The 14,549-nt window shown below is 43.4% G+C and carries 15 protein-coding genes; 11 read left to right on the forward strand and 4 right to left on the reverse strand.

What is annotated here, in order from left to right; all coding sequences use genetic code 11:
* Positions 1 to 8 precede the first annotated feature (8 nt).
* The 4 genes from G9G53_RS21100 (at position 9) to G9G53_RS21115 (ending at position 3,499) form a co-directional block, all read left to right on the forward strand.
* Positions 9 to 689: a hypothetical protein gene (locus tag G9G53_RS21100; protein WP_165150031.1), complete on the forward strand. Its 681-nt coding sequence runs from the start codon at positions 9 to 11 to the stop codon at positions 687 to 689.
* Positions 690 to 785: 96 nt separating this feature from the next.
* The gene (locus G9G53_RS21105; RefSeq protein WP_039272510.1) at positions 786 to 1,886 is read left to right on the forward strand and encodes a toxic anion resistance protein; all 1,101 of its coding nucleotides are present in this window, start codon (positions 786 to 788) and stop codon (positions 1,884 to 1,886) included.
* A 337-nt stretch (positions 1,887 to 2,223) separates the two neighbouring features.
* Positions 2,224 to 2,769 (forward strand): hypothetical protein, encoded by a 546-nt coding sequence (locus tag G9G53_RS21110; protein WP_029517557.1) that lies wholly within the window; start codon positions 2,224 to 2,226, stop codon positions 2,767 to 2,769.
* A gap of 52 nt (positions 2,770 to 2,821) precedes the next feature.
* Positions 2,822 to 3,499: a vWA domain-containing protein gene (locus tag G9G53_RS21115; RefSeq protein WP_029517556.1), complete on the forward strand. Its 678-nt coding sequence runs from the start codon at positions 2,822 to 2,824 to the stop codon at positions 3,497 to 3,499.
* Between the two features lie 317 nt (positions 3,500 to 3,816).
* On the opposite strand, the gene G9G53_RS21120 is transcribed toward G9G53_RS21115, so the two are convergent.
* The 4 genes from G9G53_RS21120 to G9G53_RS21135 all read right to left on the reverse strand — a co-directional run bounded on the left by G9G53_RS21120 (position 3,817) and on the right by G9G53_RS21135 (position 7,915).
* Positions 3,817 to 4,107, reverse strand: a complete 291-nt coding sequence (locus tag G9G53_RS21120; RefSeq protein WP_238437970.1) for a DUF3899 domain-containing protein — start codon at positions 4,105 to 4,107, stop codon at positions 3,817 to 3,819.
* 89 nt (positions 4,108 to 4,196) lie between these two features.
* Positions 4,197 to 5,840, reverse strand: coding sequence for a peptide ABC transporter substrate-binding protein (locus tag G9G53_RS21125; RefSeq protein ID WP_069012387.1), 1,644 nt, complete (start codon positions 5,838 to 5,840; stop codon positions 4,197 to 4,199).
* A gap of 196 nt (positions 5,841 to 6,036) precedes the next feature.
* Positions 6,037 to 6,987: an ABC transporter permease gene (locus G9G53_RS21130; protein ID WP_165150033.1), complete on the reverse strand. Its 951-nt coding sequence runs from the start codon at positions 6,985 to 6,987 to the stop codon at positions 6,037 to 6,039.
* Between the two features lies 1 nt (position 6,988).
* Complete coding sequence (locus G9G53_RS21135; protein ID WP_029517552.1) at positions 6,989 to 7,915, reverse strand: ABC transporter permease; 927 nt, start codon at positions 7,913 to 7,915, stop codon at positions 6,989 to 6,991.
* 318 nt (positions 7,916 to 8,233) lie between these two features.
* On the opposite strand from G9G53_RS21135, the gene G9G53_RS21140 reads away from it, so the two are divergent.
* The 7 genes from G9G53_RS21140 (at position 8,234) to G9G53_RS21170 (ending at position 14,543) form a co-directional block, all read left to right on the forward strand.
* Positions 8,234 to 9,001: an amino acid ABC transporter substrate-binding protein gene (locus G9G53_RS21140; protein WP_165150035.1), complete on the forward strand. Its 768-nt coding sequence runs from the start codon at positions 8,234 to 8,236 to the stop codon at positions 8,999 to 9,001.
* A gap of 39 nt (positions 9,002 to 9,040) precedes the next feature.
* Positions 9,041 to 9,700, forward strand: coding sequence for an amino acid ABC transporter permease (locus G9G53_RS21145; RefSeq protein WP_029517550.1), 660 nt, complete (start codon positions 9,041 to 9,043; stop codon positions 9,698 to 9,700).
* A gap of 15 nt (positions 9,701 to 9,715) precedes the next feature.
* On the forward strand, positions 9,716 to 10,468 hold the full coding sequence (locus G9G53_RS21150) for an amino acid ABC transporter ATP-binding protein (protein ID WP_029517549.1): 753 nt from the start codon (positions 9,716 to 9,718) through the stop codon (positions 10,466 to 10,468).
* A 285-nt stretch (positions 10,469 to 10,753) separates the two neighbouring features.
* Positions 10,754 to 11,968, forward strand: coding sequence for a radical SAM protein (locus G9G53_RS21155; protein WP_029517548.1), 1,215 nt, complete (start codon positions 10,754 to 10,756; stop codon positions 11,966 to 11,968).
* 22 nt (positions 11,969 to 11,990) lie between these two features.
* Entirely contained in the window at positions 11,991 to 12,425 is a 435-nt protein-coding gene (locus tag G9G53_RS21160; protein ID WP_029517547.1) for a pyridoxamine 5'-phosphate oxidase family protein, read from the forward strand.
* Between the two features lie 3 nt (positions 12,426 to 12,428).
* A complete protein-coding gene (locus tag G9G53_RS21165) occupies positions 12,429 to 13,154 on the forward strand; it encodes a class I SAM-dependent methyltransferase (protein ID WP_165150037.1) in 726 nt (241 codons plus the stop codon).
* A 21-nt stretch (positions 13,155 to 13,175) separates the two neighbouring features.
* Entirely contained in the window at positions 13,176 to 14,543 is a 1,368-nt protein-coding gene (locus G9G53_RS21170) for a glutamate-cysteine ligase family protein (RefSeq protein WP_069012388.1), read from the forward strand.
* The last annotated feature ends 6 nt before the right edge of the window (positions 14,544 to 14,549 follow it).

Consider the following 14,549-nt stretch of genomic DNA (forward strand, 5'->3'; position numbering starts at 1 on the left):
TACAAGCTATGACGTCAAAAATGTGGGGTGCCACGATTGCTGTGGTTAGCTACCTGATTGCGCTTTTACTAAGTTTTTGGTTGCCATTGTTTGTGTGTTTGGCGATTCCGATCCTTGGTTTGGGAGGATACAGCGCCCTCATGGCTGTTCGCCATCCTCGCCCCAATCTGACCGGTTCCGTGATTCCGGTGGTGCAGGAGCAGGTCGGTGAGACACAGCAGCATGAAAAGGAAGCTGCCGTTCGACCGCAGTCTATGACAGGACAAGTACGTCAACCAGATCAGGTGAGCAGTGAATTTGCTCAGGTGATGGAGTATTTGGAGGTACTGGAGGATATGGTGATCTCCGAGGGACAGAAGGATGCGCTTGATAACGAGATTGTCGAGAAGGCGCTGGCTCTATTTGCACGTTTGCAGCGGGTCATTCCGCTTTTGCATGAACTGAACAACAGCGAAGTGAATCATACGGTTCGGAGATTGATTTTGAAGGATTTGAATGGGCTAATTAATCCGTTTCTTCGGCTCAGCGGCGATGCGAAGCGTACCAACCGGAGGACGTTGTTAAACGGATTACGGGATGTGGATAGTAAAATATCAGTAATTGTATCCACGGTGGAGCATAAGGATCTGATGGAATTACAGAGCAAAGCGGAGCTTATTCACCAGCGTTATAGCAGTTCCGAATTGTAGGCGATTTGTAAGAAAATAAAAAAGTAGCAAATTAGCTGCTCTGAAAAACAACGATTATACTTGGGAACAGTTGTTTTTTAGAATAGGAGGTAGCGTATGGCGACCCCATGGGCTGAGTTGAAAAAAGAAGATGAACAGAAGGTGACTGAGGAGGCTTCACAGCTGATTCAGAAGGTATCACAAAGCGATGTCATGAGCTTGGATACCTTAATGGATGATATCGGTAAGTTGGGGGTTAAAACGCAGGAACGTGCGGGGCAGACCCTTAAAATGCTGGATCGTCCGGTAAACGACCTCATGTCCGGTGATCGGGCTGAGGTATCCAATATGATCTTAAAGCTGCGTGATGAATGTGAAACGCTCCAGCAGAGCAAAAATGTGAGTTTTTTTGGCAAGCTTCTGCGTAAAAGCCCGTTAAAAAACTACATTTACAAGTATCAGTCGGTGAAGACGAACATCGAGAAAATCATTACTGCCTTGAGAGATGGTAAGGATAATCTGGAAGAAAACATCGTCAGCATGAGACAGTTGAAGAAAGCCTCCATTGAAGAAATCTACAATTTACAGACGAAGATCGCCTTTGGTAATCGCCTGAAAGAACTGTTTGAGACCGAGATTGCCAAGCCGGAAAATGAAAACCGCAAGCCTCATCTGGAGCGGGGATTGCGCAAGGTGGTTACTCGTACGCAGTCTATGACCGAAATGATTTTGTTATACAATCAGGCGATTGCGGCAACGGATATTATTAATGATAACAATGATAAACTGATTGATTCTGTAAATAATGCGATTGATAAAACATCGAATCTGATCACTGTATCGGCTATGATCGCGATGGCGCTGGCGGATCAGGACAAAATCATTTCAGCCGTCGATGCGACCAACCGTACCATTGAAGATCAATTCAAGGAAAATGCGAAGCTTCTCAAAACGACGACCGAGAGAACGACAGATCTGCTTAGCAAGCCTTCTATGTCACTGGAGGCTGTGAATCAGGCGATTGGTGATTTGGTATCTGCTTTGGATCTGTCTGAAAAATCAAACCGTCGGATTATTGAAAGCTGCCATGATTATACAAGTAAAATGACAGCAATCAATGCCAACCTTAGCCAACGTTTGGGGATCGAAGGGAAAGAACCTTCCAAACCGCTGAAGGATAGTAATTCTTCTGAGGGTCTTAGCTCGTTTTTGAACTGATGACAATGTAGAATAATAGACCAATCTATGAAAAAGACGCCGGGATGACTCCGAAGGGCGTCTTTTTTTGGTTTGCCAGCAGCTAATAAAGGACATGATGAACATACATAGCATTCTCGTGCATAAACTCTTAAAAAGCGAATGACAAAAGGAGAGAGCGAGCGTATGATGTCCTTTATTTTAGGGTGTGTGATTGTCTATTTACTCGTGGCTGCCAGTAGCGAAAAAGCAGATTCAGTTGTGGAGTTAAATGATTCTGTGAAATAAAATTTTTTATTGAAAATCATGCATTTTCTGATAGGATAGAGTTAAATATTGGAATCCAAAAGGAGAATGCATGCTGGAATTTTCATTTGAAATCATCGACGAATCGAAAATTAACATTGTATATCAGTATGGAAGCAGCAGCTTCAATTTTAATTTATTTTTTAACTACGGTGTGTGGACGCTGCATCCTTTTGACGGGATTCTACTGCAGAACAAGGAAATGTGCCGTCTGATCGTTACGGATCTGTTTAAGAACAAAGATTTTCATGTCATGCTGGCACGCGAAAATATTTTATTATCAACCCTGCGTACCTCTATTGATCTCAATCCCGAAACTCGGGGAGATCGATATCAGGAACAGGAATTTGATGAACTGTCTGATTTTGCCGAGACACACAGCTTTGAAGAGGTACTGCAAATCGAGCAGGATTCCGTCCGCGAACGTATGGACTTTTTCCAAAACATCATTCAAAAAATGTATATGGAAGGATTCGGCCCCGAAGACAATGATTTTAACAAGGTACAAGCTATTCTTCGAATCTATAAGGCTGCACATGACCAACTCGGAGAATTAAGCGACTTTCCCCTGAGAGGCGACGAACGACGCAGATGGTAGAGTAGACGTACTAGACGTACAAACGCAAACATCATAGAGGAGCGTGGGGAACATGAGCAGTATTTCTTTACTTAAAAAGAATGCGCAACTGGTACTGACTAAAAAGAATCTAACGAATGTGACTGCGAGAGTTGGATTGGTGCTCGATATTTCAGGATCTATGAGAAGTTTGTACAAAAATGGTACCGTTCAAAAGGTGTTGGAACGAATTGTTGCAGTAGCGAGTGCTTTGGATGATGATGGTGTACTGGACGTATGGGTGTATGATCACCGTTTTTCACGGTTGCCTTCCGTTACCGAAAATGATGTTGACAACTATGTTGAAAGACATATTCTGTCCAATGATTATTTGCCCAAGTTCGGTCGTAATGATGAGCCGCCTGTGATGCGCGATGTCATCGCCAAATACACCAAGGAAGAACCCTCTTCTGATCCGGCCTTTGTTATTTTTATTAATGATGGCGGTGTGAAGCGTGGAAAAGGAGACAACATCGACAACGCGGTCATTGATTCGTCAGGAGAGCCGATTTTCTGGCAATTTATAGGTGTGGGTGAGTCCGATTTTGGTGTATTAAAGAAGCTCGACAACATACAAGGCCGTGTGGTAGATAACGCTAATTTTTTTCAAATACAAGATATCGAATCTATGGAAGATAATGAATTGTACGAACTATTGCTTAACGAGTTCCCGTCATGGCTGCAAGAAGCGAAGGAAAAGCATATTTATTAAGGATACTAAGTGTTGTACTAGTACTATGAGCCCTTTTCAAAGCTTAATATATAAAAAAAATGCAAAAAGAGAGAGTTCCGCTAGCAAACGCTTTGCGAAACTCTCTTTTTCTTTACACACCTCTAAAACGTATAGAATCTCCACGGAGGTTGCCAGCGGAGCGGGCAGAATTGTTCTGAAGAAGCGAAGCGTTCGCCTTTATCCCCGGATTTTACCCTTACAGGTTCTATTCAATAGAAATCCGGGGATAACAGCGATCGGAAGAACAATCTGCACGCGCAGCGCTCACCAACCGCAAGAAAGCTTCTCATACCACCCTAACTTATCCCCATTAGTATCATCGAGCAAAGGATAAGCCCTGCTCCGCACCCCGAAGTATATACCTTGAGGTGGCGGAACATGGATGTTTTCCAGGCTGACAAAGATTCATCGGAACGCAAACGCTCATTTTCCTCTCGTAATGCCTTGGATTGACGAATGAATAACTGTCCGATGTCGGCAAATCCCCGCAGGAAGAGGGTTAGAAAACCGCTTTGCAGAACGTGGAAGATTGCACCGATCACCAAGCCCAGCAACCCCAACAGGAATAACAGATTTGCAGTAGCCATGTGTTCACGACCATTCAAGAGATGGGGGGTGGCGTACAGAAACCCTAAGGTACTGACAATCAGGGCGATGATCCCAAAACGTAAAATCATTATTTTTCGACCCGTTTCGCAAAGCGCAGGTCTGGGTTCGAACGAGCATCAAATACGATACCTTGAATCTTAGGGCTGATTAATGCAGTGTCCGCAGAGAACTGGATCGGAATAATCGGCAGATCTTCCATCAATACGTCTTCTGCCTGATGGAGCTGTTCAAAGCGTTTTGCCGGATCAAGCTCAAAGGTTGAGGATTCAATCAGTTTGTCATACTCCGGGTTGCTCCAGTTGGTAAAGTTGTTCGAGTTTTTGGAAGTATAATGCCCCAATACGCCGAGCGGATCCAGGAAGTTTCCTTCCCAGCCCATACGGGCGATCTGGAAGTTCTTCTGTTTAAAGGTATCAATGTACGTTTTCCATTCCTGATTCTCCAGCGTCACTTCAACACCCAGGTTTGTTTTCAGCATTTCCTGAATCGCTTCAGCTACTTTTTTATGCTTGTCCGAAGTGTTGTATTTGAAGGTGACTGGTGGCAGCTTGGTCAAACCTTCTTCTTTCAGACCTTCGGCCAGCAATTGTTTCGCTTTTGCAGCGTCAAACTCATAGTATTTTTTCGGTGCTTCATCACGGAAGTCCTTGCCGGATGGTGTTGTTGTTCCGTATGGAACATAACCGTAAGCCGGAGTTTCGCCACCTTTGGTTACGCTGGTAGCCAGTGCTTCGCGGTCAATAGCATAGGCAATGGCTTGTCTGATTTTTTTATTGTCAAACGGCTTTTGTTTTACGTTAAAAGAATAGGTGTACACACTGAAAGACGGATGCGACAGGAATTCCTTGTTGCTCTTTTCCTGATCCAATGTATCTACGGGAAGGCTCAAAATCAGGTCCAGATCGCCCGTTTTGTACATTTGATAATAGGTTGTGGAGTCTTGCACCATTTTAAAATTAATCGTTGCCATTGTAATGGCATCTTTGTTCCAGAATTGATCGTTTTTCGTCAGCGTAATTTGTTCGTTATGTTTCCATTCCTTGGCTACATACGCACCGTTGCCGACAATTGTGCCCGCTTCTGCTGCCCATTTGTCATTTTTCTCAACAACTGATTGGTTTACTGGCAGATAAGCATGACCCACGGCGATCGTGGGGAAGAAGCTCAGCGGTGATTTCAGCTCAACTACAAGAGTTTTATCATCTTTGGCAGTAACACCCACGTCTTCAATTTTACCTTTGCCTGTGTTGTACGCTTCGGCACCTTTGATGTAGTAGAGGGCAGAAGGATCGTAGGCAGCTGTTTTTGGATTTAGTACCCGTTTCCAGGAGTACTCAAAATCCTTAGCTGTCAGTGGGTCACCATTCGACCATTTTGCACCGTCACGAATAGTAAAAGTGTAGGTTTTGCCGTCAGGAGATACGTCTACTTTGCTAGCAGCGCCTTCTACGATTTTACCGGCCTTATCGTATGTATACAGCCCTTCGTACAAGTTATCAATTACAAAATAGGACGTTGTATCTGATGCGAAAGCAGGGTCTAGCGTATAAGGTTCTCCACCTGCCAGATTGGCAGTAATTTCTTGCGGGATATCTGCTTGAGGCGCAGCGGACGGGTCGTTGCTTGCTGTTTTGTCTGTAGTACCAGAGCATCCAGCCAAAGCCGTTACGGCCAAAAGTAAGATGATCGTCATCCAATGCATTTTTTTCATCGTGGTTTTCCTCCATTATTGTGGTTAGTTATGCAAAAAATAAAGTACACCGTACCGGGGTTTATTCATCCTCCTTTCCCGCAGGTATGCCGCGTGTGCGCACTTCGATAAAGGAACTGCCGTTCTTCCTGCGGTTAGGCGAGAAGCTGCGGATCATGGTGACATCCCTCCTTGTCCAATTGGGATCTTTCTGTTGTTAATGCTGTGAACGCGGGTCAAGTGCATCCTGAAGCCCATCTCCAAGCGTATTGAACGCTAGCATGGTGAGCGATATCATCAGCCCGGGGAAAAATAGGCGCCACCATTGACCGCTTAAAATAACGCCAAGTGAATCGTTAGCCATCGTCCCCCAGCTTGCCGAAGGAGACTGAATCCCCAAACCGAGAAAGCTCAGGAACGATTCGGCAAAAATAGCCGACGGAATAGTGAACGTTAAATTCACGATAATGATTGCCGCTGCGTTTGGTAGCAAATGTCTGAAGATAATACGCGAATGAGATGTCCCCAAGCTACGGGCTGCCAACACATATTCCTGCTGCTTCAGCTGTAAGATTTGCCCACGTACTACACGTGCCATACCGACCCAGCCAGTAATAGATAATGCAATAATCATCGTGAGCAGACCGGGCTTCATAATGACGAGCAGCAGAATGATGACTAGCAGATAAGGAATACTATACAAAATTTCAATAATACGCATGAGAATGCTGTCGATCCGGTCGCCCGTTTTACCCTGCCCAGCACAATAGCCAGCAACACAGCCGACGAGAATGCCAAGTACCAAATCAATGGCGGCAGCGGCAAAGCCGATCATGAGTGAAATTCTAGCCCCGGCCCATGTCCGTGCCCATACGTCCCTCCCCAGATCATCCGTGCCAAACCAATGCTCTTTGGAAGGAGAGAGATTCGTCTTCAAAAGAGATTGATCACTCGGTGCATAAGAAACCATGGAAGGTCCAACAATCGCCAGCGCAATAATAATGATTAGTAGGGAAAGCCCCAAAAGAGCAAGCTTGTTGTTGAAAAGTCTGCGTAGCCGATCCCGCCAGAGTGATTCTTTGGGTCTGGTCAACGTGGCGGTGGGGATCTGGCTGCGGTCTACAAGACTGAACAGACTGTCCTTTTCGACAGTAGGTGCTGCTTTCATGTTAATCTCCTTTACTGACTAATTTGATTCGTGGATCGACAAGGCGATAGGAAATATCAATTAAAAATAAAGTAACGACTAGAATGGAACTGTAGAAAATGGTCGTCCCCATAATCACTGGATAATCCCGGTTAAAGATACTATCTACGAAGTATTTACCGATGCCGGGAATGGCGAATATTTTTTCAACGACAAAGGTACCTGTAATGACGGAAGCGAATAGCGGTCCGATAAAAGAAAGCACCGGAACCAACGCGTTGCGTAATCCGTGACGCAGAACTACTGCCCAAGAAGACAACCCTTTCGCTTTGGCAGTGCGTATGTACTCCTCATGCATGACTTCCAGCATACTCGTCCGCATAAAGCGTGCGATAACAGCAAGAGGTGAAACAGCGAGAGCCAGCGATGGGAGCACCGTATGCTGCCAGGTTCCCCATGAGGCGACCGGAAGAAGGTGCCATTGAACGGCAACATACTTGATTAGCAACGGTGCCAATATGAAGCTGGGTACGGAAATACCAACAATGGCGATAAACATCGAGATATAATCCAGTGGTCGATTATGGTGTAGAGCAGCCAGTGTTCCAAGCGAAATTCCGGCAATAATCGCGACCACGATGGATTGAATACCGAGCAATGCAGAAGGTGGAAAACCTCGGGCGATGAGCATATTGACGTCCGTCGTTTTCGATTGAATAGACGGGCCCATATCCAGCACTAGCAGATTTTTGAGATACAGCACATACTGCACAGCGAGCGGCTTGTCCAGATTGTACCTGGCACGCATGTTTTGCAATACCGCTTCCGGAATGGTTTTGGAATCGTTCGAGAATGGGTCACCCGGAATGATGTGCATGATGATAAACGTTAAAGTGACGATAATCCACAGTGTAATGAACATCGTAAAAAGACGCTTTAAAATGTACATGGGGCTTAATTTCTCCTGTCTATCAAGCTGATTTACATACTATTGCTGCTAAAAATTTAATATAAGTAAAAGTATATAAGAATACTAGGAAATAATAAGACGGTTTAGGTGACATGTCAAGGTAAGGTTTTACATTATAGAACACAGGTCAAATTTTCGTCACAGGTTTTCCATTTATATAAGGCTAAGATTCCGCTCATTCCTCTCGACGAGTATCCTGCGGTGTGTTATGATGATACTCTGATAACGTGTTAACGAACTAAAGCGTTTGCCACCTGTTCTTGGATACGGGGGTCACCATTGTTGGAGGGGAATAAGATGAGAAAAGCAGCCATGTTTACGATGTTAATTGGATTGATGATGATCGTGTTGGCCGGGTGTTCCGGCGGTAAGGACGACAGTAAATTGATTATTGGCATTGATGATAAATTCGCCCCGATGGGCTTTAGAGATGAAAATAATGAGCTGACCGGCTTTGATATTGATTATGCGAAAGCGGCCGGGGAACAAATGGGTAAACAGGTGGAATTTCAGCCGATTGACTGGTCTGCCAAAGAATCCGAGCTGAACAGCGGACGTATTGATCTCATTTGGAATGGATACACCATTACGGATGAGCGTAAGGAAAAAGTGCTGTTCACGAAGCCATATCTGAAGAACAGTCAGGTCATTGTCGCTCCGGCTACTTCCAGTCTTTCCAAGCTGGCTGATCTGGCGGGCAAAACGGTGGGGCTCCAGACGCTGTCTTCAGCAGCCGACGCACTGGATGCGAATCCGATCAAAAGTAAATTGAAGTCAGTGTCTGAGTACCCGGATAACGTTCTTGCTTTGACAGATCTGAAAACCGGGCGTTTGGATGCGGTTGTCATTGATGAAGTCGTTGCCAAGTATTATATGTCGAAGGAACAAGGGACGTATAAGCTGCTTGATGAATCATTGGCCCCTGAGGAATACGGCATCGGTGTGAAAAAAGGGAATGAAGAGCTGTTGACGCAGCTGCAATCCGCTTTGGATGAGCTGCACCAGAACGGAAAAGCTGCTGAAATTTCGAAAAAGTGGTTTGGTGAAGATAAAGTATTAAATTAATACGTAGTGTATTGAACTAAGGTTTAGGAGTCGAAGGTCATGAGTATGGAATATATTTTACGAATTATGAAGCCTATGCTTGAAGGGGCACAGATGACGGTTATTTTATTTTTCATCACGCTCATCTTGTCTATTCCATTGGGTTTTGTCGTTACGTTGCTGGCCAAAAGCCGGATTAAGCCAATCGCTTGGCTGATGCACACGTACATTTATGTTATACGCGGCACGCCGCTTTTGCTGCAATTATTGTTCTTTTGTTTTGGTCTGCCGATGTTGCCTGTCATTGGGGAGTATCTGGTAATGGATCGAACAACGGCTGCCGTGCTGGCATTTGTATTGAATTATGCGGCTTATTTTGCAGAAATTTTTAGAGGCGGAATGTTGTCGATTGATAAAGGGCAATACGAGGCTTCGCAAGTGCTGGGCTTGAGCAAGTCGCAGACGCTGATAAGAGTCATTGTGCCGCAAATGGTACGGATCGCTTTGCCTGCGGTAACCAATGAGGCGACAACATTAGTAAAAGATACGGCACTACTGTATGCAGTAGCGGTACCGGAACTGCTGCATTTTGCCAATACGGCTGTAAACCGCGATTTTTCGATTGTACCTTATGTTGTAGCAGCGGTTATTTATTTGTTGTTAGCTTTGGTGCTGACGCTATTCTTCAGGGCGCTGGAAAAACGTTTTAAATTCGAGTAAAAGGAATGTCGGGATATGAATACTAATGCAATAGAAGTTATCGATTTGAAAAAATCGTTCGGCAAGCTCGACGTTCTGAAAAGAGTGAGCTTTAACGTTAAAGCGGGCGAGGTTGTAGCTGTCATCGGTCCTTCAGGTTCAGGGAAAAGTACCATGCTCCGTAGTTTGGTACACCTGGAAGATGTGACAGGCGGGACGATCCGCATTCATGATAAAGCACTGGTGGAAAATGGTCAGTACGCTCCGGCAGGTGACATTAAGGGCATTACTACCGGTATGGGCATGGTCTTTCAGCATTTTAATCTGTTCCCTCACTTGACGGTGCAGGATAATCTGGAGCTGGCTCCGAAGCTGGTGAAAAAGGTGAGTAAGGCTGAACTGCGCCGCCAAAGCGCTGAGTTGCTGGCTAAAGTCGGTTTGGCAGATAAAGCAGATGCGTATCCATCCCGACTGTCGGGAGGGCAGAAGCAGCGCGTGGCGATCGCCCGGGCAATGATGATGAATCCAGATATTTTGCTGTTCGACGAGCCGACCTCGGCCCTTGATCCCGAGCTGACAGGCGAGGTGCTGCGGGTCATCAAAAAGCTGGCTGAGGAGAATATGACGATGGTCATCGTGACCCACGAGATGAATTTTGCGCGAGATGTGGCGGATCGCGTCATTTTTATGGATAATGGCGAAATTGCAGAATCCGGTACACCGGAGCAGATTTTTGGCAATCCGCAGTTGGAGCGGACGAAGGTGTTTTTGAATCGGGTGGAAGCTTAGCCCAAGATGCATATCATCTTTGCATACTTGTGTATATGTGTTTTATATCTCCCAAAAGCGACTTTAAAGAAGTATTCTGATGTAAGCTGAAGCAGGCTATTTGAGCTCTGTTAAGCGAACGAAGAATGCTTTTTTTTTTTTTTGAAATGGTTCTTATTCCAGTAAATGTGATCTATTTCATATGATTGTGTAAGAAATGGGGTTTAACATGTAAAACATGCTACCACGATTTAAACAAATTCTGTTACTAGCTCCACAATTTAAAAGTGGAAGGTTGGGATTTGAATGATTGATCGTTTTCACATTTATTGTCACATTCCGTTTTGCAAGAAGCGCTGTCCATACTGCTACTTTACAGCCAAATTTTCGGAAGAGGAGATGATTAACCTCGATGTAATGGATGAGTATGTTAAAGCCTTGAAAGTGGACATTGAATGCACTGAATTTCCAAAATCAGCAATCACCTCGATAGTTTTTGGTGGAGGAACCCCATCCCTCCTAAATGAAAGTCAGCTAGACACTATTATAAATTCCATTCGAAATAGGATTACCCCAGAACAATTTACCCACATGAAATTTATGGCGTATGAAGTTTCCCCAGATACCGCATCCAAAGAAACCTTGTCTATTTTCAGGAGAAAAGGATTTAATCGTGTAAGTATCGGTGCCCAGTCTTTTAATAATGAAGAGCTCAAATTGCTGGGACGGCCCTATTCACGAGAAAAAATTATAAAGGCTGCAAGCCTGATCCGAGAAATTGATTACGACATGTTAAATATTGATCTGCTAATCGGAATCCCGGGGCAGACGCAGAGCACGGTCATGGAAAGCATAAGGGATACAGTGAATATACGACCGGAACATATTTCGGTTAGTCTTTTCTACTCCTCTTATCCAGGGGGAAAGGAATTTGTCGAGCGATGCGAGAAAAGAGGAAAACATATTTTAGCATTGTCCGATAAAATCTCAGTTTATGAAGAAGTGTGCGGATTTTTACAACAAAACGGATATATAAGAGTAGATAATACTGTTTTTTCTTTACCAGATTATATATTTCCTTATGAAAAAGATGCTATAAGTGAAACAGAGCCGGTGTTGGCTTTTGGACCCGGATCTGCGGGATATTGGGATAATAATCGTGTACGCTTCACACCTCCTTATATTAAAAATTATATAGAACTTCCACATTCAGTCGAAGAAGAAATTACAGTCGATAATTATGCGTTTACGATTGTATGGGGGCATTTGAATGCCTATGGAAAAATCGAGGAACGAACGTTAGAGCAGTATCTAGGAGTTAATTTTGAAAAAGTAATGGAAATGGAGAAAGATGTTAATATTCTTTTGTCCGTTTTAATTCAAGAAAATCTGGTGGAACAACAAGACTCGGCTTACATATTAAAACCAGAAAGTCTAAATCGCGCGATTGTACTAATGCATTATATAAGGGATGGCTGGGGATACAAGCTCATGACTGCCCCGGATGAAATTAAAAACTAAGAGTAAAGTGAAGGTGAATACAATGAATCAAGAAGAATATTCAAAATGGATTAAAAACGTTTCTATTGCCTATCTGGCAACGTATGATTCATTCAATAATCAACCTCATGTAAGACCTGTAGATGCGGGGACTGTTCACAACGGATATATATATTTCTCTACCTTCAGCAATACAGATAAGGTTGAACAAATCCGGACGTGTGAGAATGTGGAGCTTACTTATTTTGGAGACGGGGCTCAGCTCAGAATGGCAGGTAAGGCCAAACGGGTGAGTGAAAAGAAGGAAGAAGATCTATTTTTGGAAAACAACCCTATGATAAAAGAAACCTTTAGCAATGAGAAAAGAAATCAGTTTGTATTGTTTCAAGTCACACCCCATGCAGTAAGATTTATGGGCGAGGAAGATCATCAATACTCTCCTGTAGATTGGAAGCAGACGGACCGGATAGGCATGTGACTCATGGAGACAGACGAACTGATTTTTGATTTTCTAGGTCCGGATACGATTGAAATGCAAAAGTTTATTGGTGATGTCTGGCCTGAGAAGATACATGCAAGGGTTTTGGACCTGGCTTCAGGGAGTGGTGAACACTTATTTGGTTTTATAAACAAGTCTATTGAATCTGTAACTGTAGTTGATCGTTCGCCGGAATCGTTGCAATTGTTGCTCAACAAGCATAACAATCATGGAAATATGATTAATACGGTATGCTCTGACTTAAATGATTGGTCTTGCCCTCAAAAATTTGACATCGTACACATTGGGGATAATTCTATCCAAATGTTCCCTGCGTATAAAAACCAATTTGATATTTTTAGAGTAATTGCTTCAAGTTTATCAGCCGAAGGGGTTGGAATGGTTAATGTTACGCCAGTGACGGAACATCAAATCATGGAATATGGCGGGGCACCTAAAGTGATTAAATCACTGACTATCGACGGGGAAGCATTTGAAGTATATGGAGAAGTCAAAATCGATGTTTTTAATCAGATCTTAATGATGTATTTCACAGTTTATAAAAATGAAAATGAAACCAGCCGTTGTACCTGTCGATGTCGGATGTTATTGAAACATGAAATAGAGGAGATGGCAAAGGCTGCTGGACTAAAAATAGTGCAAGTTAAACAACAGAAACTTAAACGGGGAAACGATTCTTACTATTACCTATTGCAACTCAATCAATAGAGCAAATGGGAGAATAAGGGTATGTCCAAAACCGTTTCATTGAATCCAACGGCGTTAATGAACAGGGCTTTTTTACGACAACTTAGACAGCTTGAAAAAAATATTTTGGTTACTAAAAATAATTTATCCGGAATTATGGGTTTTGAAACCGAATACCTTCTTTTTGATTTTGAGTTTAATTTGGTAGATGAAAAGGTCCGGAATCGTGTAATTGAAAATGCAACATTTATAAAACGGGAAATAGGTGCCAGCCAAATTGAATTGGTATCCCGTCCTTTCACACTTGCAGAGGGACTTGAAAATCTTATAAATGAAATGCAGGAAATGGAGCAAGAGGCGGCAGCCATAGCACATGCCCAAAATAATAGACTGGCGCGTCTTGGTACCTATCCTGGTTCATTTACTGACTTGGAAATTACAGATGACCGGGAAAATTATCAAATGATACTCGACCAGTTTAAAAGTTCAAGAAAACATCACCTTGAGCTTCATTTGGGAGAAGTTGATCTATCAAGTCGTGTTCATGAGCTAATTAGCGGGTGTCAGTCGACACAAATGAATGTACAGGTTAACTATAATCAGGCTGCTATTGATCTTTTGAACAAGACGATTGAGATCTCACCTCTCTTTATTGCCATTGGGGCCAATTCTCCGATTTTGGACAGGCGATTAACCGGATTGCTCGAAACTCGTAACCTGATTTGGGAGATTGGTTATGATTTGCGGACCTATTCTGAATTTTTGGCAGCTCTGTCTACTCGCGTTTCATTTCCTCATCAATATTATGCGAATTTCCATAATTATTGGGCAACTTTGTATCAACAAAAACATATGAAATCCGATCCACGGTATGCATTTAGCCTCAATCAAAAAATGAATTGGAAAATTGCGAGATTAAAACTGGTAGGTGGCAGCGGTAAGCCCACAGCATGCTTGCTTGAAACGCGATTTATACCGATCCAGCCAACACTTCGGGAAGATATTGCGTTGCATCTCGGAGTCTATGCGCTTTTGGATTTAAGCCTAAGCAAAGGCGGAGAAAGACTTCTTCCCGTTACTTTTGTGAAGGAAAACTTCAGGAGGGCTTCATGCTACGGAATTGACTGTGAGCTTTACTATTTTACATCCGACGGTAAAAGAATCACTGAGTATGCAGCCACGGAATTAATAAATAGAGCTGGCGAGCGTATTTGTGATTATTGGAAAAGAAAATCTTCTTCAACTGCAACACTTGTGGAGGAGGTACTAAGCAAGCGACTTAGAGTAGGCCCTCCAGCCTTATCACTAATAAACAATATCAGGGGGAACTCGAAAAATACACTTCTTGGAACGCAAGAAATAAAGCGAATAGTGTCGCAAAATTGTATTCCTGTCAATGAAGGATCGTAAGGAGGA

It is taken from the genome of Paenibacillus sp. EKM206P (genome assembly GCF_011066155.1).
Taxonomy (GTDB): domain Bacteria; phylum Bacillota; class Bacilli; order Paenibacillales; family Paenibacillaceae; genus Paenibacillus; species Paenibacillus polymyxa_D.

Bases quoted from the DNA above. Each gene is read 5' to 3' on its own strand.
- G9G53_RS21170 (WP_069012388.1), top strand. From the start codon at position 13,176: ATGTCCAAAACCGTTTCATTGAATCCAACGGCGTTAATGAACAGGGCT.
- G9G53_RS21130 (WP_165150033.1), bottom strand. From the start codon at position 6,987: ATGAAAGCAGCACCTACTGTCGAAAAGGACAGTCTGTTCAGTCTTGTA.
- G9G53_RS21115 (WP_029517556.1), top strand. From the start codon at position 2,822: ATGAGCAGTATTTCTTTACTTAAAAAGAATGCGCAACTGGTACTGACT.
- G9G53_RS21100 (WP_165150031.1), top strand. From the start codon at position 9: ATGACGTCAAAAATGTGGGGTGCCACGATTGCTGTGGTTAGCTACCTG.
- G9G53_RS21160 (WP_029517547.1), top strand. From the start codon at position 11,991: ATGAATCAAGAAGAATATTCAAAATGGATTAAAAACGTTTCTATTGCC.
- G9G53_RS21155 (WP_029517548.1), top strand. From the start codon at position 10,754: ATGATTGATCGTTTTCACATTTATTGTCACATTCCGTTTTGCAAGAAG.
- G9G53_RS21110 (WP_029517557.1), top strand. From the start codon at position 2,224: ATGCTGGAATTTTCATTTGAAATCATCGACGAATCGAAAATTAACATT.
- G9G53_RS21150 (WP_029517549.1), top strand. From the start codon at position 9,716: ATGAATACTAATGCAATAGAAGTTATCGATTTGAAAAAATCGTTCGGC.
- G9G53_RS21145 (WP_029517550.1), top strand. From the start codon at position 9,041: ATGAGTATGGAATATATTTTACGAATTATGAAGCCTATGCTTGAAGGG.
- G9G53_RS21165 (WP_165150037.1), top strand. From the start codon at position 12,429: ATGGAGACAGACGAACTGATTTTTGATTTTCTAGGTCCGGATACGATT.
- G9G53_RS21120 (WP_238437970.1), bottom strand. From the start codon at position 4,107: ATGGCTACTGCAAATCTGTTATTCCTGTTGGGGTTGCTGGGCTTGGTG.
- G9G53_RS21140 (WP_165150035.1), top strand. From the start codon at position 8,234: ATGAGAAAAGCAGCCATGTTTACGATGTTAATTGGATTGATGATGATC.
- G9G53_RS21135 (WP_029517552.1), bottom strand. From the start codon at position 7,915: ATGTACATTTTAAAGCGTCTTTTTACGATGTTCATTACACTGTGGATT.
- G9G53_RS21125 (WP_069012387.1), bottom strand. From the start codon at position 5,840: ATGAAAAAAATGCATTGGATGACGATCATCTTACTTTTGGCCGTAACG.
- G9G53_RS21105 (WP_039272510.1), top strand. From the start codon at position 786: ATGGCGACCCCATGGGCTGAGTTGAAAAAAGAAGATGAACAGAAGGTG.